The sequence below is a fragment of the Enterobacter sp. JUb54 genome (assembly GCF_014298075.1).
Classification (GTDB): Bacteria; Pseudomonadota; Gammaproteobacteria; order Enterobacterales; family Enterobacteriaceae; genus Klebsiella; species Klebsiella lignicola.
Window position 1 is genome coordinate 2439379 of sequence record NZ_CP060418.1, and the last position, 21087, is coordinate 2460465.

Annotated in this window: 19 protein-coding genes and 5 tRNA genes; 1 reads left to right on the forward strand and 23 read right to left on the reverse strand. The window is 53.9% G+C overall.

Annotated features, from left to right (window positions below):
* Positions 1-217 precede the first annotated feature (217 nt).
* Entirely contained in the window at positions 218-1156 is a 939-nt protein-coding gene (zitB, locus tag HF679_RS11215; RefSeq protein WP_123756010.1) for a CDF family zinc transporter ZitB, read from the forward strand.
* Here the strand turns inward: zitB and pnuC are convergent.
* The 23 genes from pnuC to sdhB all read right to left on the reverse strand — a co-directional run bounded on the left by pnuC (position 1153) and on the right by sdhB (position 21075).
* On the reverse strand, positions 1153-1872 hold the full coding sequence (gene pnuC, locus HF679_RS11220; RefSeq protein WP_123756009.1) for a nicotinamide riboside transporter PnuC: 720 nt from the start codon (positions 1870-1872) through the stop codon (positions 1153-1155). The genes zitB and pnuC overlap by 4 nt on opposite strands.
* A 36-nt stretch (positions 1873-1908) precedes the next feature.
* A complete protein-coding gene (gene nadA, locus HF679_RS11225) occupies positions 1909-2952 on the reverse strand; it encodes a quinolinate synthase NadA (RefSeq protein ID WP_123756008.1) in 1044 nt (347 codons plus the stop codon).
* A 220-nt stretch (positions 2953-3172) separates the two neighbouring features.
* Positions 3173-3248 (reverse strand) — tRNA-Lys (locus tag HF679_RS11230).
* A 130-nt stretch (positions 3249-3378) separates the two neighbouring features.
* Positions 3379-3454, reverse strand: a tRNA-Lys gene (locus tag HF679_RS11235).
* A 47-nt stretch (positions 3455-3501) separates the two neighbouring features.
* Positions 3502-3577 (reverse strand) — tRNA-Lys (locus HF679_RS11240).
* A gap of 3 nt (positions 3578-3580) precedes the next feature.
* Positions 3581-3656: transfer RNA gene (locus tag HF679_RS11245), tRNA-Val, on the reverse strand.
* A gap of 27 nt (positions 3657-3683) precedes the next feature.
* A tRNA-Lys gene (locus HF679_RS11250) sits at positions 3684-3759 on the reverse strand.
* Positions 3760-3921: 162 nt separating this feature from the next.
* On the reverse strand, positions 3922-4713 hold the full coding sequence (gene cpoB / locus HF679_RS11255; RefSeq protein WP_123756007.1) for a cell division protein CpoB: 792 nt from the start codon (positions 4711-4713) through the stop codon (positions 3922-3924).
* A 9-nt stretch (positions 4714-4722) separates the two neighbouring features.
* Positions 4723-5247 (reverse strand): peptidoglycan-associated lipoprotein Pal, encoded by a 525-nt coding sequence (gene pal, locus HF679_RS11260; RefSeq protein ID WP_004859700.1) that lies wholly within the window; start codon positions 5245-5247, stop codon positions 4723-4725.
* Positions 5248-5281: 34 nt separating this feature from the next.
* Complete coding sequence (tolB, locus tag HF679_RS11265; RefSeq protein WP_123756006.1) at positions 5282-6574, reverse strand: Tol-Pal system beta propeller repeat protein TolB; 1293 nt, start codon at positions 6572-6574, stop codon at positions 5282-5284.
* A gap of 129 nt (positions 6575-6703) precedes the next feature.
* Positions 6704-8017, reverse strand: coding sequence for a cell envelope integrity protein TolA (gene tolA, locus HF679_RS11270; protein ID WP_187042984.1), 1314 nt, complete (start codon positions 8015-8017; stop codon positions 6704-6706).
* A gap of 103 nt (positions 8018-8120) precedes the next feature.
* Positions 8121-8549 carry a colicin uptake protein TolR gene (gene tolR / locus HF679_RS11275; protein WP_123756004.1) on the reverse strand — a complete coding sequence of 143 codons (429 nt, stop codon included), beginning with the start codon at positions 8547-8549 and terminating at the stop codon, positions 8121-8123.
* A gap of 3 nt (positions 8550-8552) precedes the next feature.
* On the reverse strand, positions 8553-9245 hold the full coding sequence (gene tolQ, locus HF679_RS11280) for a Tol-Pal system protein TolQ (RefSeq protein WP_123756003.1): 693 nt from the start codon (positions 9243-9245) through the stop codon (positions 8553-8555).
* Entirely contained in the window at positions 9242-9646 is a 405-nt protein-coding gene (gene ybgC / locus HF679_RS11285) for a tol-pal system-associated acyl-CoA thioesterase (protein ID WP_004859689.1), read from the reverse strand. Before ybgC ends, tolQ begins: the two co-directional genes overlap by 4 nt.
* A gap of 160 nt (positions 9647-9806) precedes the next feature.
* On the reverse strand, positions 9807-10100 hold the full coding sequence (ybgE, locus tag HF679_RS11290; RefSeq protein ID WP_123756002.1) for a cyd operon protein YbgE: 294 nt from the start codon (positions 10098-10100) through the stop codon (positions 9807-9809).
* Positions 10100-10213 carry a cytochrome bd-I oxidase subunit CydX gene (cydX, locus tag HF679_RS11295; RefSeq protein WP_004100325.1) on the reverse strand — a complete coding sequence of 38 codons (114 nt, stop codon included), beginning with the start codon at positions 10211-10213 and terminating at the stop codon, positions 10100-10102. The genes ybgE and cydX overlap by 1 nt, the downstream gene beginning before the upstream one ends.
* A 15-nt stretch (positions 10214-10228) precedes the next feature.
* Entirely contained in the window at positions 10229-11368 is a 1140-nt protein-coding gene (cydB, locus tag HF679_RS11300) for a cytochrome d ubiquinol oxidase subunit II (protein WP_123756001.1), read from the reverse strand.
* Between the two features lie 15 nt (positions 11369-11383).
* The gene (cydA, locus tag HF679_RS11305; RefSeq protein ID WP_123756000.1) at positions 11384-12952 is read right to left on the reverse strand and encodes a cytochrome ubiquinol oxidase subunit I; all 1569 of its coding nucleotides are present in this window, start codon (positions 12950-12952) and stop codon (positions 11384-11386) included.
* A gap of 838 nt (positions 12953-13790) precedes the next feature.
* Entirely contained in the window at positions 13791-14660 is an 870-nt protein-coding gene (gene sucD, locus HF679_RS11310) for a succinate--CoA ligase subunit alpha (RefSeq protein WP_123755999.1), read from the reverse strand.
* Positions 14660-15826, reverse strand: coding sequence for an ADP-forming succinate--CoA ligase subunit beta (sucC, locus tag HF679_RS11315; RefSeq protein WP_123755998.1), 1167 nt, complete (start codon positions 15824-15826; stop codon positions 14660-14662). The genes sucD and sucC overlap by 1 nt, the downstream gene beginning before the upstream one ends.
* A gap of 116 nt (positions 15827-15942) precedes the next feature.
* Positions 15943-17166 carry a 2-oxoglutarate dehydrogenase complex dihydrolipoyllysine-residue succinyltransferase gene (gene odhB, locus HF679_RS11320; RefSeq protein WP_123755997.1) on the reverse strand — a complete coding sequence of 408 codons (1224 nt, stop codon included), beginning with the start codon at positions 17164-17166 and terminating at the stop codon, positions 15943-15945.
* Positions 17167-17180: 14 nt separating this feature from the next.
* Entirely contained in the window at positions 17181-19988 is a 2808-nt protein-coding gene (sucA, locus tag HF679_RS11325; protein ID WP_123755996.1) for a 2-oxoglutarate dehydrogenase E1 component, read from the reverse strand.
* Between the two features lie 370 nt (positions 19989-20358).
* On the reverse strand, positions 20359-21075 hold the full coding sequence (gene sdhB, locus HF679_RS11330; RefSeq protein WP_123755995.1) for a succinate dehydrogenase iron-sulfur subunit SdhB: 717 nt from the start codon (positions 21073-21075) through the stop codon (positions 20359-20361).
* Between the last annotated feature and the right edge of the window lie 12 nt (positions 21076-21087).

Here is a 21087-nt window from a genome sequence, read left to right on the forward strand (position 1 = left end):
CGATATACCCAAAATAATTCGAGCTGCTTGTAGGCGACAAGGCCGTGAATCCTCAGGAACTTACTCAAGTAAGTGACTGGGGTGAACGGATACAGCCAACACCCAAGCAACGTGAAGAATGAAGGGGATAGTACGGGCTGATGGAATCGACGCATAATTACCGCTAATCTGTCAGCAGATCGGATACTCACTGATAACATAATGACAGGATGCTTCGATGGCCCACGCTCATACCCCTTCGCAGACCACGGATAACGGTAACGAAAAACGTCTGCTTCAGGCTTTCATCGTCACCGCCGGCTTTATGATTATTGAAGCCATTGGCGGCGTCGTTTCTGGTTCTCTGGCGCTGCTGGCCGATGCCGGTCATATGCTGACCGATTCAGCCGCCCTGCTGTTTGCGCTGCTGGCAGTGCGCTTCGCCAGTCGCCCTCCCAACACCCGCCATACCTTCGGCTGGTTGCGCCTGACCACTCTGGCGGCTTTCGTTAACGCTATTGCGCTGGTGGCGATCACCATCCTGATTGTCTGGGAAGCGATTCAGCGTTTCAACCATCCGCAGCCGGTAGCGGGCACCGCCATGATGGTGATCGCCGTGGCCGGCTTGCTGGCAAATATCCTGGCATTCTGGATCCTCCATCGCGGTAGCGAGGAGCGAAATCTCAACGTGCGCGCCGCCGCACTACACGTTCTGGGCGACCTGCTGGGGTCGGTCGGGGCCATCGTCGCCGCCATCGTGATTATCACCACCGGCTGGACGCCGATTGACCCGATACTGTCGGTGCTGGTGTCGTGTCTGGTGCTGCGCAGCGCCTGGCGGCTGTTGCAGGAAAGTATGAACGAACTGCTGGAAGGGGCGCCGCGCTCGCTGGATGTCGAGGGGCTGAAGCGGGATTTACGCCGCTCCGTTGCTGAAGTCCGCGACGTTCATCATGTTCACGTCTGGCTGGTTGGCGAAAAAACGGTGATGACACTGCATGTTCAGGTGGTTCCCCCGCACGATCACGACGCCTTGCTGAACCGCATTCAGGAGTTTTTACATCACAAATATGCGATTGAGCATGTGACCGTGCAGATGGAGTATCAGCCCTGCAGCGGCCCGGAATGCCGTCTTAACATGACGCACGCCGGGCATGAGCATCACCACCATCACTAACGAGAAAACGCGTGAGAACCTCGCTCACGCGCGCTGTTCATCCACATCCGGCTACCGTTGAGGGCAATGAAGGTCAGCAGCAGGTATTCCAGCGACATCGCGTAGACGCCCTGAAGCGCAAAGATCACCACGCTGATGATGTTGATGATCACCCACAGTAGCCAGTTCTCGACATATTTGCGGGTCATTAAAATCATTGCCGCAATCGACAGTACCATCATGCAGGAGTCCCAGAACGGGAAGGCGTCCGGCTGTAGATCCGGCATCGTAACCTGCAGCCCCAGCCCCTGCATCAGCGTGACCGCAATCCGCGTCAGGAACGCGAAGACCGGGTTAATGAATACCGTCATCAAGCCAATGGCCACAACGCAGGCCGTCAGCCAGCCCAGCGCCTTCGGCAAAGGCAGCCAGCGAATCTGCAGCTCGGCTTCATGATTGCTGGTCTGACGGGACCAGGCGTACCAGCCGTACACGTTGGCCGCGAAGAAAAACACCTGCAGCAGCAGGCTGGCATACAGCTGAATCTGGAAGAAAATAATGGCAAACAGGGTGACGTTGATCAGCCCGAAAGCATAGTTGCTGATCTTTTCCAGGCTCGCCAGCCAGATACACAGCAGCCCGGCAACCGTACCGACCGCTTCAATCCATGATAAGTCGTATCCCCCGGCACCGATGGGTATGTGCACCAGGATGTTCTGTGTACTAAAAAAGTCCATATTTTCCCCGAACCGTATTGATGATGTGTTAAACCCCTATCCCCGTAGTGTAGCGGCAAAATCCAACATTCTGTTAAGCGGAATTAATGCACCGGCGCGCAGCGTTTCATCCACATGGATTTCATGCTCCTTGCCCCCACGCTCCAGCCCTTCAGCAATGGCTTTCAGGCCGTTCATTGCCATCCACGGACAGTGGGCGCAGCTGCGACAGGTTGCCCCCTCACCTGCCGTCGGCGCTTCCAGCAGTTCTTTATCCGGGACGGCCTGCTGCATTTTGTAGAAGATCCCGCGGTCGGTAGCCACAATGAGCTGGCGCTGCGGCAGGGTTTTCGCGGCGTTAATCAGCTGGCTGGTCGAACCTACCGCGTCCGCCATATCCACGATCGACTGCGGTGACTCCGGGTGCACCAGAATAGCGGCATCGGGATACAACGCTTTCATCCGCGTCAGCGCCTGGGTTTTAAACTCATCATGCACAATACAGGCGCCCTGCCAGCACAGTACGTCGGCACCGGTCTGTTTTTGCACGTAATTACCCAGATGACGGTCCGGCGCCCAAATAATTTTTTCGCCCAAACTATCAAGATGCTCAATCAGTTCCACCGCAATGCTTGAGGTCACCACCCAATCGGCGCGTGCTTTGACCGCCGCGGAGGTATTGGCGTAGACCACGACGGTGCGGTCCGGGTGCGCATCGCAAAACGCGGAAAACTCCTCAATCGGACAGCCGAGATCCAGTGAACACTCGGCATGTAAGGTTGGCATCAGGATCGTTTTTTCCGGGCTGAGGATTTTTGCCGTCTCTCCCATAAAGCGAACTCCGGCGACCAACAGCGTTGATGCCTGGTGACGGGCGCCGAACCGGGCCATCTCCAGCGAGTCAGAGATGCACCCGCCGGTCTCCTCTGCCAGTTGCTGAATTTCCGGGTCGGTATAATAGTGGGCAACCATGACCGCATCACGTTCACGCAGCAGACGTTTAATCTTTTCACGATAAAAGTGTTTTTCGTCGCGGCTGAGTGGCAACGGTTTGGGCGGAAAAGGATAAATCGCCGTTTCAGGGTCAAACATTACGCTCATCTTGCAATCTCGTTTTACTGGCTTAACGAAAAAACCGTTAATATGCCAGAAGACGGCATAGCGACGGTTGTGGTGTTTTATATGCTAAACAAGATAACGGATTGTACAGAAAATGTCGTGTGGAATTTGCTGTCAGCCAGAGGCTACGGCAGGAGGATAAGCATGTGACGGGAGAAAGCGGCGCATAGCAAAAAGGCGCCTTTAGGGCGCCTTTTTACATTGGTGGGTCGTGCAGGATTCGAACCTGCGACCAATTGATTAAAAGTCAACTGCTCTACCAACTGAGCTAACGACCCCTTTCGGGATTTGATGCTTTAATTATTCAGGATGGTGGGTCGTGCAGGATGACTCGGCTTTGCCTCGCCCTACGGGCCGTTGCTGTGCAACGTTATCCTTCACGTTTAACATCAACATTCGATGTTAAATTGGTGGGTCGTGCAGGATTCGAACCTGCGACCAATTGATTAAAAGTCAACTGCTCTACCAACTGAGCTAACGACCCGCTCGGGTACAACCTGAATTATTCTTCACTCGTCACCAATCAAAAATTGGTGGGTCGTGCAGGATTCGAACCTGCGACCAATTGATTAAAAGTCAACTGCTCTACCAACTGAGCTAACGACCCGAGTGGTGGGTGATGACGGGATCGAACCGCCGACCCCCTCCTTGTAAGGGAGGTGCTCTCCCAGCTGAGCTAATCACCCGATACTACGCTGGATACTGCTAATTAGTGGTGGGTCGTGCAGGATTCGAACCTGCGACCAATTGATTAAAAGTCAACTGCTCTACCAACTGAGCTAACGACCCACTTTTTTTGCCGCTTCAGGCTTGTTCGATATCCCTTGGCAACGGCGGCATATATTACTGATTTAAGAATTCAGCGCAACAAGTATTTCGATAAAAAACATCTGACTGCTTAGGATTCACGCGACAAGACCAGAAATAATGCGATTTCTGGTCATGCCATAATCATCCCAGCGCGTTAAGACGTTTCTGAGCTTGTTTTGCACCATCGGTGCCGGGAAATTTACTCACGACCTGCTGGTAGACGGCTTTTGCCTTCGCCGTATCCCCTTTGTCCTGCATGATCACGCCAACCTTAAACATCGCATCTGGCGCTTTAGGGGATTTCGGGTAATTTTTCACCACGGAAGCAAAATAGTACGCGGCATCGTCCTTTTTCCCCTTATTGTAATTCAACTGACCGAGCCAGTAGTTGGCGTTCGGCTGATATGTTGAATCCGGGTACTGTTTAACGAAAGTCTGAAATGCCGCCATCGCGTCATCCTGGCGCGAAGGATCCTTCACCAGCGCAATCGCCGCGTTGTAATCAGTATTGGCATCACCGCTCGACGCCGGAGCGCCTGAGGAGGCTGCTGGCGCCGCTGTAGCTGCTGCTGCGCCCTGATCACCCGCAGACGATGAGGTCTGGGCACCTGCTGCTGCACCGCCGCTACCAAGCGCGTCGATTTGTAGCAGGATTTGTTTCTGGCGTTCAACAACCTGATTCAACTGATACTGGCTTTCCTGAATCTGACCGCGCAGGGAATCAATATCATTTTGGTTATCGGAGAGCTGTTGTTGAAGTTGGGTTAAAAGCTGGCTGTGAGCGTTAGAAATACGCTCGAGCTGAGTGACGCGGTCTTCGACCGAGCCAGAGCCGACACTACTGATTGGCGCCTGAGCAAAAGCGGCCCAGGGGGCCGCTATGCCAACCAGTAACGACAGACTCAACAGATGATGTCTGAAGTTACTGCTCATGCAATTCTCTTAGTAAACCAGTACGGCGCGACGGTTTTTAGCGTAAGCCGCTTCGTCGTGACCCAGTACTGCAGGTTTTTCTTTACCGTAAGAAACGATGGAGATCTGGTCGGCGGAAACACCTTTGCCCTGCAGATACATCTTAACGGCGTTAGCACGACGCTCACCCAGAGCGATGTTGTATTCCGGAGTACCGCGCTCATCCGCGTGACCTTCAACAGTCACTTTATAGGATGGGTTGCTACGCAGGAAGTTAGCGTGCGCATCCAGCATTGCAGCGAAGTCAGAACGGATATCGTACTTGTCCAGATCGAAGTAAACGATGTTGTTCTGCTGCAGCTGCTGCATTTGCAGACGAGCTTGCTCTTCGGAAGACATGTTGCCACCGTTAGCGTTAGCATCCATACCAGTGCCGGCACCCAACATGCCTTCACCGCTCTGGTCGTTGCTGGCATTCTTGTTAGAAGAACACGCCGCGATTGCCATAACCGGCAGAGCGATCATCAGCCCTTTCAGCACTTTGTTCAGTTGCATTTCTTTGATTCCTTTAATAATCAATTATTTATTATCACAGATACGGAGACCAGGCAGGGAATTTGACCTGTCCATCAGTCGCCGGAAGACGCGCTTTGAAACGCCCATCTGTAGAAACCAGATTCAGCACGGATCCCATCCCCTGAGAAGAGCTGTAGATTACCATAGTGCCGTTAGGTGCCAGACTTGGCGTTTCATCCAGGAACGTTGACGACAAAACTTGTACGCCACCCGCTACCAGATCTTGTTTGGCAATGTGCTGCTGACCGCTGGCCGAGCTCACCATTACCATAAATTTACCATCGCTGCTGACATCCGCATCCTGGTTCTGAGAACCTTCCCAGGAGATACGCTGCGGAGTACCGCCGCCGATGCTGACTTTGTACACCTGCGGACGACCGGCCTGGTCAGACGTAAAGGCCAGGTTTTGGCTGTCCGGGAACCAGGTTGGTTCGGTGTTGTTGCTGCGACCGGTGGTGATCTGACGAATCTGACCAGAGCCCAGTTCCATCACATACAGCTGCAGGCTACCGGTTTTTGACAGCGCAAATGCCAGTTTAGAACCGTCCGGCGAGAAGGCCGGTGCCCCGTTATGCTGCGGGAAAGAGGCAATCTGACGCACCGCGCCGTTAGCCAGCGTCTGCACAACCAGCGCTGAACGACCGCTTTCGAAGGTCACGTAAGCCAGTTTAGAACCGTCCGGAGACCATGCCGGAGACATCAGCGGCTGCGGTGAACGGTGAACGGTGAACTGGTTGTAGCCATCGTAGTCAGAGACGCGCAGTTCGTACGGGAACTGGCCGCCGTTGGTCTGCACCACGTAGGCAATACGAGTACGGAACGCACCCTTAATAGAAGTCAGCTTCTCAAATACCGCGTCGCTGGCGGTGTGAGCCGCATAGCGCAGGTACTGTTTAGTGACCTTATAAGAGTTTTGCGCCAGAATCGTCCCCGGAGCACCGCCGGTATCGACCAGCTGGTACGCTACGTTGTACGAGCCATCCGGGTTACCAGTCACCTGACCAACCACGACTGCATCGATACCCAGCGCAGACCATGCCGCCGGCTGCACTTCTTGTGCAGTACCCGGTTGCTGAGGCAGACGCGAGCGATCCAGTGGGTTGAACTTACCGCTGTTACGCAGGTCAGCCGCCACGACACCGCCAATATCTTCAGGCGCAGCACCCGGCCCAGCCCACTGGAACGGCACAACGCCGATCGGGCGTGCCGAGTCCACCCCTTGGGTGATCTCGATACGTACTTCTGCGTGCAGCACTGCCGCCCACAGCATTAAAAAACCAAATGCTACTCGTAATGCCTGCTTCATCATATCTCCCTTATCCGGGCGGAAAGCCCACGATAATTTAGCAGAATGTTAACAAACTCAAATATACAAAACTACCAAAACCCAGTGACTACCATAGATTGTTTTGCCCCGCTTGCACGGGGAAAATCATTACAGTTTAAAGTCTAGTTTGGCATCTTTAATTTTCTCATAAACAGCCTGGCTAGGCGGTTTAGGAATTCGCGCCGTCTTCGCAGCTGTCACCGCAGCCTGGCAAAGCGCCGGATCCCCACCTTCCTGTTGAACATCAAGCAGTTGACCATCTGATCCCAGCTTAATATGCAACACGCAAGACTTACCAGCATACAGGTCCGCACCATACAATTTGCTTTGAATGGCATTTCGAATTTGCGATGCATAGGCGCTAATATCAGCCCCGGAAGCCCCACCATTACTGCCTGATGTTCCTGCCGCATTGGCAGGTTGCCCCTGACCTTTTGCACTGCCGCCTTTCGGCGCATTCTTACCTGAACTCAGGTCACCCAGTAGGTCGTCGACGCCATCAGCATCTTTCGCGGCAGCCGCTTTTTTCGCTGCTGCTGCTTTCGCTGCGGCGGCCTTAGCTGCTTTATCTGCGGCCGCTTTTTCCGCTGCTGCAGCTTTAGCTGCTGCGGCTTTTTCTGCTTTTTCCGCTGCGGCTTTCTCGGCGGCGGCGGCTTTATCTGCGGCCGCTTTCTCAGAGGCTGCCTTCTGGGCGGCGGCTTTTTCAGCCGCGGCTTTCTCGGCTGCTGCCTGCTTAGCAGCTTCCTGCTTAGCTTGCTTCTCAGCCTGCTGCTGCGCTTTTTTCGCGGCGTCCGCGGCGGCTTTCGCTGCTACGGCTTCCGCTTTCTTCTGAGCATCTGCAGCGGCTTTCGCCGCTTCGGCTTCAGCCTGTTTCTTCGCATCAGCGGCGGCTTTGGCTGCCGCAGCTTCCGCTACTTTCGCCTGAGCATCCGCTTTCGCCTTCGCATCAGCGGCAGCTTTTGCTGCAGCTTCCTGCGCTTCTTTGGCCTGAGAATCTGCTTTGGCTTTCGCGGCAGCAGCCGCTTTCTCCGCGGCTTCTTCAGCCTGCTTCTGCTGTTCTTTCGCTTCTTTAGCGGCTTCCTGCGCCTGCAGACGATCCTGCTCAAGCTGCTTCAGACGCTCTTGCTCTGCGGCCTGCTTTTCACGCAGTTCTTCCGCCTGCAGCTGAGCCTGCTTTTCGCGCTGCTCAGCGGCACGACGCGAACTGGCCTGCTGCTGCTGCTGACGGTTGTAGTTATTCACGACCGCCCCAGGATCAACCATCACCGCATCAATGGAAGAACCCCCGCCGCCACCGGCAGAGGTATCCAGATGCTCATCGAACGAACTCCAGATCAGCAGCGCGATCAGAATGATGTGCAGCGCGACTGAAACTATGATCGCTCGTTTAAGCTTGTCGTTTTGTTCGGTTGCCTTTGACACTATCGGTTCCCAAAAACTGTTCGCCTGTACCCGCTATGCTCGCCGGCAGCGAGCCAGTTACTCTCGCCGCCAACGGCCTCACGGGCGCACATATCTGAAGCGATTAAATAGGCTTGGTCATTAAGCCAACCGATTTAACCCCTGCGCTATGCAACAGGTTAAGCGCTTTAATAATTTCATCGTAAGGGACGTCTTTCGCACCGCCGATCAGGAACACCGTTTTCTCGTTCGCGTCGAGTCGGCGTTTCGCTTCAGCAATAACCTGCTCTGGCGGCAGCTGCGACAGCGTTTCCGGGCCCACTTTTACGCTGTACTGCCCGATGCCGGAAACCTCAACGATCACCGGCGGCTCATCATTGCTTTTAACCGCTTGTGATTCCGTCGCATCCGGCAGGTCGACCTCTACGCTCTGCGTAATGATCGGTGCGGTCGCCATAAAAATCAGCAACAGCACCAACAGGACATCCAGCAGCGGAACGATGTTGATCTCGGACTTCAGTTCGCGACGTCCGCGTCCACGTGCTCTGGCCATGGCTTACCCCTTATTGCTTTCGCTGCTGGTAAACGCCTGACGGTGCAGAATCGCGGTGAACTCTTCCATAAAGTTGTCGTAGTTCAGTTCAAGTTTGTTCACGCGCTGGTTCAAACGGTTATAGGCCATGACCGCCGGGATTGCCGCAAACAGGCCGATTGCCGTCGCGATAAGCGCTTCCGCGATACCTGGTGCAACCATCTGCAGTGTCGCCTGTTTTACCGCACCGAGTGCAATAAAGGCGTGCATGATCCCCCAGACGGTACCGAACAGACCGATATACGGGCTGATGGAGCCGACGGTTCCGAGGAACGGAATATGCGTTTCCAGGGTTTCCAGCTCGCGGTTCATAGAGATACGCATCGCACGCGACGCGCCCTCAACCACGGCTTCAGGCGCATGGCTGTTTGCGCGATGCAAACGGGCGAACTCCTTGAAACCGCTGTAAAAAATCTGTTCAGACCCCACCAGGTTATCGCGACGCCCCTGGCTTTCCTGATACAGGCGAGACAGCTCGATGCCCGACCAGAATTTGTCTTCAAAAGCTTCCGCTTCGCGGCTTGCCGTATTGAGGATACGCGTTCTCTGAATAATGATAGCCCAGGAAGCGATAGAAAAACCAATCAAAATCAACATGATAAGTTTAACCAGAAGGCTCGCCTTCAGGAACAAATCAAGGATATTCATGTCAGTCACTGCTTAAACTCCGCGACAATAGACTTGGGAAGCGCACGAGGCTTCATTAAGAGTGGATCAACGCACACAATGAGAACTTCAGCTTCATTCAAAACTGTATTCTCTGCGTTGACGATTCGCTGCGTGAAAACCAAAGAGGTGCCTCGCATTGAGGTGATTTCTGTCTGGATTTCGAGCATATCGTCGAGTCTGGCGGGCGCAAAATATTCCAGCGTCATTTTGCGAACCACGAAGGCAACTCGTTCAGCCAGCAGAACCTGCTGACTGAAGTGATGGTGGCGCAGCATCTCTGTGCGTGCTCTTTCATAAAAAGCGACGTAGCTGGCGTGGTAAACCACACCACCGGCATCGGTGTCTTCATAGTAGACACGTACCGGCCATCGAAACAGCGTTGTATTCACTTTACATCCCGGTAATGCAAAAAAAGAGTAGTGCTTTCAAACTTCGCTACTATACGCGCGGGGAACGTGGTTGGGAATGGGAGAAAGTAAACAGCGAGTAAATTTTTATGGGCTTATGCAAGCCCATGAGGATAACAGAGTTCTCTTATTCTCTTCTCTTTCAAAAGAAGAAGAAAAACAGCCCTGTAATGAGGACAATATCAGCGATAAGTGGACAAAAAATCCCTTTCCAGTGGACGGCTCGCGGGCTGAAACCCACACCGTGGATAACCCCGGCGCACACGGCCCACATCAGCAGGAACCCGTGCCAGATCTCCAGTGAACTGGTTTTCGCCGCGAAGCGCGACGGATCCCACATGATGCACCCTGCCAGCAGCAGAGCCATCAATAAGGAAAGCGCCCTTAACGGGCGCTTGTCCATTACCGCATACATCATTGCGATAATTTTACTCATCAATGTTCTTCTTTACCTGCTTTGGTCGCTTCAACGTGCTCAAGCGCTAACGCAGTAATCACGCCAAAAGCACAGGCAAGAAGCGTTCCCAAAATCCATGCGAAATACCACATTTATAGCTCCTTACCTTAGTACAGCGAGTGGGTGTTCTTTTCGATGTCTTCGCGAGTGATGCGGCCAAACATTTTCCAGTAACACCAGGTGGTGTACGCCAGAATAATCGGCACGAAGACAATCGCCGCGTAGGTCATCACGTTCAACGTCAGCTGGCTGGAGGTTGCATCCCACATGGTCAGACTAACGTTCATCATTGTGCTGGACGGCATGATGAACGGGAACATCGCAATCCCACAGGTCAGGATGATGCACGCCAGGGTCACGGAAGAGAAGACAAACGCCAGCGCGCCTTTTTCCAGACGTGAAGTCACAATGGTCAGCAGCGGCAGTACTACGCCCAGCGCCGGGATAATCCACAGTGCCGGCATGTTCTGGAAGTTAACCAGCCATGCACCAGCCTGACGCGCAACTTCTTTGGTCAGCGGGTTAGACGGCGCAGAGTGATCGATAGCGGTGGTCACTACGTAACCATCGATACCGTAAACCACCCACACCCCTGCCAGCAGGAAGCACACCAGGGTAACCAGCGCCGCAACCTGAGAGGTGACGCGGGCACGCAGGTGCAGTTCGCCTACGGTACGCATCTGCAGATAGGTCGCGCCCTGGGTCAGGATCATCGCCACGCTAACAATACCGGCCAGCAGACCAAACGGGTTCAGCAGCTGGAAGAAGTTACCGGTGTAGTACAGGCGCATATACTCGTCCATGTGGAACGGTACGCCCTGCAGCAGGTTACCGAATGCGACACCAATCACCAGCGGCGGTACAAAGCTACCGATGAAAATGCCCCAGTCCCACATGTTACGCCAGCGGGTGTCTTCAATCTTCGAACGATAGTCAAAACCTACCGGACGGAAGAACAAGGAAGCCAGCACCAGGATCATCGCCACATAGAAGCCGGAGAACGCCGCAGCGTACACCGTCGGCCAGGCGGCAAACAGCGCGCCGCCCGCGGTGATCAGCCACACCTGGTTTCCGTCCCAGTGCGGGGCGATGGAGTTAATCATGATTCGACGTTCGGTGTCATTGCGACCGAGGAAGCGGGTGAGCATGCCCACCCCCATGTCGAAACCATCGGTGACGGCAAAACCAATCAACAGTACGCCGATCAGCAGCCACCAGATTAAACGTAATACTTCATAATCGATCATTTCACGACTCCTGTCTTAGCGTGCCGGCTGAGTAGTCGTGGAAGACTGCTCAAAGTGGTAGCGACCAGTTTTCAGGCTGCTTGGTCCACGGCGTGCGAATTTGAACATCAGGTACAATTCAGCCACCAGGAACAGGGTGTACAGACCACAAATCAGCAGCATCGAGAAGAGCAGATCGCCCACGCTCAGCGACGAGTTTGCCACCGCAGTCGGCAACACTTCACCTATCGCCCACGGCTGACGGCCGTATTCCGCCACGAACCAACCGGATTCGATAGCGATCCATGGCAGCGGAATAGCATACAGCGCGATGCGCAGCAGCCATTTCTTCTCGCCAATCTGATTACGAAGCACCGTCCAGAAGGAAGCCGCAATGATCCCCAGCATCAGGATGCCGCAAGCAACCATGATACGGAATGCGAAGTACAGCGGCGCAACGCGTGGAATAGAATCTTTGGTTGCCTGCTGGATTTGTGCTTCCGTCGCGTCGGCAACGTTCGGGGTATAGCGTTTCAGCAGCAGACCGTAGCCCAAATCTTTCTTCACGTTGTTGAACTGATCGCGAACCGCCTGATCGGTGGAGCCAGCACGCAGCTCTTCCAGCAGACTGTAAGCTTTCATCCCGTTACGGATACGCTCTTCGTGCTGTGCCATCAGGTCCTTCAGACCGATAACCGGCTTATCAACCGAACGGGTGGCAATAATGCCCAGCGCGTAAGGGATCTGAATTGCGAAGTGGTTAGTCTGTGCATCCTGGTCAGGAATACCAAACAGGGTAAAGGCCGCCGGAGCCGGCTGCGTTTCCCATTCAGCTTCGATAGCCGCCAGTTTGGTTTTTTGCACGTCGCCCATTTCGTAACCGGATTCATCGCCGAGGACAATAACGGAGAGAATAGCGGCCATACCGAAGCTGGCTGCGATAGCAAAGGAGCGTTTAGCAAAGGCGAAGTCACGACCGCGCAGCATGTAGTAGGAGCTGATGCCAAGAATGAACATCGCGCCGCAGACATAACCGGAGGCTACCGTGTGAACAAATTTCACCTGGGCAACAGGGTTCAGGACCAGCTCGGAGAAGCTGACCATTTCCATGCGCATGGTTTCGAAGTTGAAGTCTGATGCGATCGGGTTTTGCATCCACCCGTTAGCGACGAGGATCCACAATGCTGACATGTTGGAGCCCAGCGCGACCAGCCAGGTTACCGCCATGTGCTGCACTTTACCCAGACGATCCCAGCCGAAGAAGAACAGGCCGACAAAGGTAGATTCCAGGAAGAAGGCCATCAGACCTTCAATCGCCAGCGGCGCACCGAAGATATCGCCCACGTAGTGAGAGTAATACGACCAGTTTGTCCCGAACTGGAACTCCATGGTCAAACCGGTTGCCACACCCAGCGCAAAGTTGATACCAAACAACTTGCCCCAGAACTTGGTCATATCTTTATAAATCTGTTTGCCGGAAAGGACGTAAACCGTTTCCATGATGGCCAGCAGGAACGCCATACCGAGCGTCAGTGGCACAAAAAGGAAGTGGTACATCGCGGTCAAGGCAAACTGTAAGCGCGACAGTTCGACTATATCTAACATCATGACTCCTTGCTCATCGCATGAAGACTCCGAGAATGAACCCACCGCAGTAAGCTCATACGCATGCCCCAATACAAAATAACTTGCTTCCCGCTTCGTTACCGTTTCGTCACCAGATGAAACAGCTCCTCGCAAAGGTTACAAATACGTTAACGAAAAACCCAATTGATTCCCCAATATATTACGCCGCAATAACCTTACAATAAACAGGATTTTATTGAATCCGTTTTACATTTACGACAGTGATCAATATATAGCGAATTTGCCCGGTTTAGGCCAATTTGATTGGCGACAATTTAACGATTTTTTGGGATTTTTTCCAAGCTTTAAGTCTTGATATAAATCAATTTTTTTCATGCATGTTAATTATGTATCCCAACAAAGAATAATGGTGAAACTAATGTTAAATACATGTTTAAAACATGCCAACAATAGTTACCAAAAAGAGAGATATGAGAAGTGCAGGTAATATGTTTTAACGTTAAGGCGAATTTCGTAAAAAAAACGCCGATCTGAATAATGTTAGACGCCTCACAGTAATTTGCCTAATAGACAGCATCAATTAAGTCATCATTTTTATCTTTTACTTTTTTCAGCAAAAATAGTCGTGAGAACCCTGCCCTCCCCCGCCTGGAAATAATCGCACGATAATTATAAAAATAAGGTGATAAATCAATACAATAGAGAGGGTTTCTCAGGGAAGAACGATAAAACCATCAGGTGAATGCTGCTGTCACGATGGCTGATGCGGGGAATCGCAGGCATAAAAAAGGCCACCTGACGGTGGCCAACCATGTCGAAATCGGACATTTAACTGCTCACAACGAGCAGAGAGGGTTTACTTGATGATGGCTTTCAGCGCTTCGCCGATATCAGCCAGGCTGCGTACGGTTTTCACACCCGCTGCTTCCAGCGCTGCGAATTTCTCATCCGCCGTACCTTTACCGCCAGCGATGATGGCGCCTGCGTGGCCCATACGCTTGCCTTTCGGCGCGGTAACGCCCGCGATGTAGCCGACAACCGGCTTAGTCACGTGATCTTTAATGTAAGCTGCAGCTTCTTCTTCAGCGCTGCCGCCGATTTCACCGATCATGACGATCGCTTCGGTCTGCGGGTCTTCCTGGAACATTTTCAGGATGTCGATGAAGTTAGAGCCTGGGATCGGGTCACCGCCGATACCGACGCAGGTAGACTGGCCGAAGCCATAGTCAGTGGTCTGCTTAACCGCTTCATAGGTCAGCGTACCGGAACGGGAAACGATACCCACTTTACCCGGCTTGTGAATGTGGCCCGGCATGATACCGATTTTGCACTCGCCCGGGGTGATAACACCTGGGCAGTTCGGACCGATCATCCGCACGCCAGCTTCATCCAGCTTCACTTTCACCGTCAGCATATCCAGAGTCGGGATACCTTCGGTGATGGTGATGATCAGCTTGATGCCCGCGTCGATCGCTTCCAGGATAGAGTCTTTACAGAACGGAGCCGGAACGTAGATAACGGTCGCCGTCGCGCCGGTCGCTTCAACGGCTTCGCGCACGGTGTTGAACACCGGCAGGCCCAGATGCGTGGTGCCGCCTTTGCCTGGCGTCACGCCGCCAACCATCTGAGTACCGTAAGCAATCGCTTGTTCAGAGTGGAATGAACCCTGGCTACCGGTGAAGCCCTGGCAGATAACCTTGGTATCTTTATTAATTAAAACTGACATTATTTCCCCTCCACTGCGGCAACAACCTGCTGTGCTGCGTCCGTCAGACTTTTCGCTGCAATAATATTCAGGCCGCTGTCAGCCAGTTTTCTCGCGCCCAGTTCGGCGTTGTTACCTTCCAGACGTACGACAACCGGTACGTTAACGCCCACTTCTTCGACCGCGCCGATGATGCCATCAGCAATCAGGTCACAGCGAACGATACCGCCGAAAATGTTAACCAGAACCGCTTTAACGTTGTCGTCAGAGAGGATGATTTTGAACGCTTCGGTTACGCGCTCTTTGGTTGCGCCGCCGCCAACGTCGAGGAAGTTAGCCGGTTCGCCGCCGTGCAGCTTAACGATGTCCATGGTACCCATCGCCAGGCCAGCGCCGTTAACCATGCAACCGATGTTGCCGTCGAGTGCAACGTAGTTCAGTTCCCACTGTGCAGCCTGAGCTTCACGCGGATCTTCCTGAGACTGGTCGCGCATTTCACGCAGATCCGGCTGGCGGAACAGTGCGTTGCCGTCAGCGCCCAATTTGCCATCGAGGCAGATCAGGTCGCCCTGCTTGGTGATAACCAGCGGGTTGATTTCGATCAGCGCCAGGTCGCGTTCCAGGAAAATGTTCGCCAGACCCATGAAGATTTTGGTGAACTGCTGAACCTGTTTACCTTCCAGACCCAGTTTGAACGCCAGCTCACGACCCTGGTACGGCATTGGGCCGGCCAGCGGATCGATGGCAATTTTGTGGATCAGGTGCGGCGTTTCTTCCGCTACTTTTTCGATTTCCACGCCACCTTCGGTGGAGGCCATGAACACCACGCGACGGGAGCTACGGTCAACAACAGCACCGAGATACAGCTCTTTCGCGATATCAGTCGCTGCTTCAACCAGGATCTGGTTAACCGGCTGACCGTTAGCATCTGTCTGGTAGGTCACCAGACGTTTACCCAGCCAATGCTCGGCAAAGGCGCGAATGTCTTCTTTACTGTTAACTACTTTCACACCGCCCGCTTTACCGCGGCCACCAGCGTGAACCTGACATTTCACTACCCACGGACCCGCACCGATTTTTGATGCAGCCTCTTCTGCTTCACGCGGAGTAGTACAGGCATAACCCACCGGCGCCGGTAAGCCATAGCGGGCAAACAGTTGTTTTGCCTGATATTCATGTAAGTTCATGTGTTCAGTCCATCCTTCAGGTAATCGTTATCATGTAGTCTGTAAAGCCCGCAGGCCCACAGCGCTGATGATGTTTTTATTGGCCCGGTGAGCTGAACGCTTCCGGGCCATTATCACTACACGTCCAGCAGCAGACGAGTCGGGTCTTCCAGCAGTTCTTTAATAGCAACCAGGAAGCCTACCGATTCACGTCCGTCAATCAGACGGTGGTCGTAGGAGAGTGCCAGGTACATCATCGGCAGAATTTCTACCTTGCCATTGACCGCCATCGGGCGATCTTTAATGGCATGCATACCCAGAATGGCGCTCTGCGGTGGGTTGATGATTGGCGTGGACATCAGAGAACCGAAGACGCCGCCGTTGGTAATGGTGAAATTACCGCCGATCAGGTCATCTACAGTCAGCTTGCCGTCACGGCCTTTCACTGCCAGCTCTTTAATATTCTTTTCGATGTCCGCCATGCCCAGCAGGTCAACATCACGCAGAACCGGTGTTACCAGACCGCGCGGCGTGGACACAGCCATGCTGACGTCGAAGTAGTTGTGGTAAACCACGTCATCGCCATCGATGGACGCGTTCACTTCCGGGTAGCGTTTCAGCGCTTCAACCACGGCTTTCACGTAGAAGGACATAAAGCCCAGACGGATACCGTGACGTTTTTCGAAGGCATCGCCGTACTGCTTACGCAGATCCATAATCGGCTTCATGTTGACTTCGTTGAAGGTCGTCAGCATGGCGGTAGAGTTTTTCGCTTCCAGCAGACGCTCGGCAACGCGTTTGCGCAGACGGGTCATCGGAACACGTTTTTCTGAACGGTGGCCCAGCTGTGCAACCGGAGCGGCCGCTGCGGCTGCCGGTGCTTTCGCTTCAGCTTTCGCCGGTGCAGCTGCCAGATGCTTCTCAACATCTTCACGGGTCAGACGACCGCCAACACCGGTGCCTTTGATCGCGTTAGCATCGAGGCTGTGCTCAGCCAGCAGGCGACGGATCGCCGGGCTGAGGGCATCGTTGCTCTGCTCTTCCAGAGACGCCTGTTGACGCTGAGCCGGGGTGGACTCTTTCGCATCGGCTTTCGCGGCGGACTCTTTACCCGCGCTGTTGCCTTCACGCAGGCGACCAAGGATCTGGCGAGAAAGCACGGTTGCGCCTTCATCTTCCAGTACTGCATCCAGAATGCCATCCGCTGAAGCCGGTACTTCCAGTACCACTTTGTCAGTTTCGATTTCTACCAGCACTTCATCACGCTGGACGCTATCGCCCGGTTTTTTATGCCAGGTCGCAACGGTCGCATCAGCGACGGACTCAGGCAGATCGGGAACCAGAATATCTACGCTACTCATTATGTATCCTTTAATTAATCGACGTTCAGCGCGTCATTGACCAGATCTTGTTGCTGTTTCTGGTGAACGGACATATACCCTACTGCCGGAGAGGCAGAGGCCGGGCGGCCTGCGTAACGCAGAGAGGCCCCAAATGGAATCACTTCACGGAAGTGATGCTGGCTGCAGTACCACGCGCCCTGGTTGAGCGGTTCTTCCTGACACCAGACAAAGTCATGGACGTGAGCATAAGGCTTCAGCGCTTCCTGTACCGCCTGATGCGGGAACGGATAGAGCTGCTCTACGCGCACGATAGCGACATCTTTTTGGTCGTTCTTACGGCGTTGTTCCAGCAGGTCGTAGTAAACCTTACCAGAGCACAGCACAACACGCTTCACGCCTTTCGGGTCGAGATCGTCGATCTCACCGATAGCCGGCTGGAAGGTGCCGTTCGCCAGTTCGTCAAGGCTGGAAACTGCCAGCGGGTGACGCAGCAGAGATTTCGGCGACATCACCACCAGCGGACGGCGCATACCGCGCAGCGCCTGACGACGCAGCATGTGGTAAACCTGAGCTGGCGTTGACGGGACGCAGACCTGCATGTTTTGTTCAGCGCACAGTTGCAGATAACGTTCCAGACGCGCGGAGGAGTGCTCCGGGCCCTGACCTTCGTAACCGTGCGGCAGCAGCATTACCAGACCGCACATACGGCCCCATTTCTGCTCACCGGAGCTGATGAACTGGTCGATAACCACCTGAGCGCCGTTGGCAAAGTCACCGAACTGCGCTTCCCAGATGGTCAGCGTGCGCGGTTCTGCAGTAGCGTAGCCGTATTCGAAGGCCAGGACCGCTTCTTCAGACAGCACGGAGTCCCAGACTTTGAAATGTTCCTGGCTGTTATGCACATGCTGCAGCGGGGTGTAGGTCGAACCGTTCACCTGGTTATGAATGACCGAGTGGCGGTGGAAGAAGGTACCGCGACCGGAGTCTTCACCGGACAGACGGATGGGGATCCCTTCATCAACCAGCGTGGCGTAAGCCAGGTTTTCCGCAGCGCCCCAGTCGAACAGCTTCTCACCGGCAGCCATTGCCTGACGATCGCCATAAATCTTCGCTACGCGAGACTGCATTTCGATGCTGTCCGGCACGGTGCTGATGCGTTTGGCCAGCTCCTGCAGACGTTTCATCTCTACGGTGCTCGGGTAGTTCTCATCCCATTCGTGGTTGAGGTACGGCGACCAGGTGAAGGAGTGCAGGTTCATCGGGCGCCACTCCTCGACCACGCATTCGCCGGCATCCAGCGCATCACGGTAGAGGTTAACCTGTTCGGTGGCATCTTCCAGCGTCGACACTTTATCCTGCTCAAGTTTGTCGGCGTAGATTTTGCGCGGCGTCGGATGCTTTTTGATTTTCTGATACATCAGCGGCTGGGTTGCACTCGGCTCATCGGCTTCGTTATGGCCGTGACGGCGGTAGCACACCAGGTCGATGAAGACATCGCGTTTGAAGGTATTACGGAAATCCAGCGCCAGACGGGTAACGAAAGCGACCGCTTCCGGGTCATCCGCGTTGACGTGGAAGATCGGTGCCTGAACCATTTTACCGATGTCGGTGCAGTATGGCGTAGAGCGCGCATCCAGCGGGTTCGAGGTAGTAAAGCCCACCTGGTTGTTGATAACGATACGCACGGTACCGCCAACTTCGTAACCACGAGCCTTGGACATGTTCAGGGTTTCCTGAACCACGCCCTGACCGGTCACCGCGGCATCACCGTGGATAGTAATCGGCAGAACTTTATTGCTGCTTGGTTCGTCGAGGCGATCCAGACGAGCGCGGACGGAACCGATAACCACCGGGCTGACGATTTCGAGGTGTGACGGGTTAAACGCCAGTGCAAGGTGCACCAGGCCACCTTCGGTCTCCATGTCGGAAGAGAAGCCCATATGGTACTTCACGTCACCGGTGCCGAGGTGTTCTTTATGTTTACCCGCGAATTCGTCAAACAGCTCCTGCGGGCGTTTACCCAGCACGTTGACCAGCACGTTCAGACGACCACGGTGCGCCATACCCAGAACCACTTCACGGGTACCGCTCTTGCCTGCGTGGCGAATCATCTCTTTGAGCATCGGGATCAGCGCATCGCCGCCTTCCAGCGAGAAGCGTTTAGCACCCGGGAATTTCGCGCCGAGATAACGTTCCAGCCCTTCCGCAGCGGTCAGCTCGGTCAGGAAGCGTTTTTTCTCGTCAGCGGTAAAGCTGGCTTTCCCTGCTACTGATTCGATGCGCTGCTGGATCCAGCGTTTTTCTTCAGTAGAGGTGATATGCATGTATTCTGCGCCGATTGCGCCGCAGTAGGTTTGCTTAAGCGCGGCGATCAGATCGCCCAGCTTCATCGTGTCTTTACCGATGGCAAAAGAACCTACGTTATAGCTTTCCTGGAAATCGGCCTCAGTCAGATCGTGGTAGGCAGGATCGAGATCCGCTACTCTGTCTTGTTTCCACAGTCCCAGCGGATCGAGATTCGCATGCTGGTGACCACGGAAGCGATATGCGTTGATGAGCTGCAGGACTTTAACCTGCTTCACATTGGTATCAGGGTCGGAAATCGAAGAAGTGTAACGTGAGGCATCCTTCGCCAGTCGACGGAAATAATCACGCGTTTTCGAATGAAATTGATCCGGTTTGACTCCGGTGCCAGGTAACTGCTGGAACATAGAACGCCAGTTGGCGTCAACAGAGTCAGGATCGGTTAAGAAGTCTTCATAGAGCTGTTCTATCCAGCTCTGGTTCGAACCAGAGAGGTAAGAAGAGTCCAGCCAGGCTTTCATTGCGCCGTTCTGCATCGTGATCCCTTAAGCATTTATATGCTTATTTCGCCGTAGAAACTACCACGCACAATAATTGTACGTGCCGGGGTTCACTTGTCGCGGACGAATTGTGGTTTCTTCCGCTAAGGAACCTTTAAAAACTGCCATTAATCTTCTGCGTTCAGGCTGCGGTTGCGTTGGCTGCCTTCGCTTACCCCGGTCACATAGTTCACTATGCTACCCGGGATGCGCTCAGTTGCCGTCTTACCTCGCTCTGAACGCCTTGATTACTGGTACATATTTGGCGGTTTTTAAAGATTTCCTGCTACCTGTCCCCTCTCCTCATTGGGAGAGGGTTAGTGGTAGCCCGGATAGCGATAGCGCCATCCGGGACAAACCTTGTTACTTACGCACTACGCTGCAGCAGCATCGACTTAATATGGCCGATGGCGCGCGTCGGGTTCAGCCCCTTCGGACATACACTGACGCAGTTCATAATGCTGTGACAGCGGAATACGCTGAAAGCATCGCTCAACCCTTCCAGGCGGCTGTCGGTTTCGGTATCGCGGCTGTCGATCAGGAAACGATACGCTGCCAGCAGACCAGCCGGGCCGATAAACTTGTCCGGGTTCCACCAGAACGACGGGCAAGACGTTGAACAACATGCGCACAGAATACACTCGTACAGGCCATCGAGTTTTTCACGCTGCTCTGGCTTCTGCAGGTGCTCGCGGGCCGGAGGATTTTGCCCATTATTCAACAAGTAAGGCTTAATCTTCTCATATTGTGCATAGAATTGCCCCATGTCCACAACCAAATCGCGGATTACCGGTAAACCGGGCAGCGGACGGATGACAATCTTCTTACCCGGCTGATTCAGCGCGGAGATCGGCGTGATACACGCCAGACCGTTTTTGCCGTTCATGTTCAGACCGTCGGAGCCACAAACCCCTTCACGGCAGGAACGACGGAAAGAGAGCGACGGGTCTTTTTCTTTCAGCTGCATCAGAGCATCGAGCAGCATCATGTCACGACCTTCTTCCGCTTCCAGGGTGTAATCCTGCATATGCGGAGCATCGTCTACGTCCGGGTTATAACGATAAACTGAAAACTCGAGTTTCATATTCCTGTCTCC

Excerpts from the sequence above, each read along its gene's own strand:
- tolR (WP_123756004.1), bottom strand. The coding sequence starts at position 8,549 with ATGGCCAGAGCACGTGGACGCGGACGTCGCGAACTGAAGTCCGAGATC.
- sucD (WP_123755999.1), bottom strand. The coding sequence starts at position 14,660 with ATGTCAGTTTTAATTAATAAAGATACCAAGGTTATCTGCCAGGGCTTC.
- ybgE (WP_123756002.1), bottom strand. The coding sequence starts at position 10,100 with ATGAGTAAAATTATCGCAATGATGTATGCGGTAATGGACAAGCGCCCG.
- pal (WP_004859700.1), bottom strand. The coding sequence starts at position 5,247 with ATGCAACTGAACAAAGTGCTGAAAGGGCTGATGATCGCTCTGCCGGTT.
- cydX (WP_004100325.1), bottom strand. The coding sequence starts at position 10,213 with ATGTGGTATTTCGCATGGATTTTGGGAACGCTTCTTGCCTGTGCTTTT.
- cydB (WP_123756001.1), bottom strand. The coding sequence starts at position 11,368 with ATGATCGATTATGAAGTATTACGTTTAATCTGGTGGCTGCTGATCGGC.
- zitB (WP_123756010.1), top strand. The coding sequence starts at position 218 with ATGGCCCACGCTCATACCCCTTCGCAGACCACGGATAACGGTAACGAA.
- sucA (WP_123755996.1), bottom strand. The coding sequence starts at position 19,988 with ATGCAGAACGGCGCAATGAAAGCCTGGCTGGACTCTTCTTACCTCTCT.
- sucC (WP_123755998.1), bottom strand. The coding sequence starts at position 15,826 with ATGAACTTACATGAATATCAGGCAAAACAACTGTTTGCCCGCTATGGC.
- cpoB (WP_123756007.1), bottom strand. The coding sequence starts at position 4,713 with ATGAGCAGTAACTTCAGACATCATCTGTTGAGTCTGTCGTTACTGGTT.
- sdhB (WP_123755995.1), bottom strand. The coding sequence starts at position 21,075 with ATGAAACTCGAGTTTTCAGTTTATCGTTATAACCCGGACGTAGACGAT.
- nadA (WP_123756008.1), bottom strand. The coding sequence starts at position 2,952 with ATGAGCGTAATGTTTGACCCTGAAACGGCGATTTATCCTTTTCCGCCC.
- cydA (WP_123756000.1), bottom strand. The coding sequence starts at position 12,952 with ATGTTAGATATAGTCGAACTGTCGCGCTTACAGTTTGCCTTGACCGCG.
- odhB (WP_123755997.1), bottom strand. The coding sequence starts at position 17,166 with ATGAGTAGCGTAGATATTCTGGTTCCCGATCTGCCTGAGTCCGTCGCT.
- pnuC (WP_123756009.1), bottom strand. The coding sequence starts at position 1,872 with ATGGACTTTTTTAGTACACAGAACATCCTGGTGCACATACCCATCGGT.
- tolB (WP_123756006.1), bottom strand. The coding sequence starts at position 6,574 with ATGAAGCAGGCATTACGAGTAGCATTTGGTTTTTTAATGCTGTGGGCG.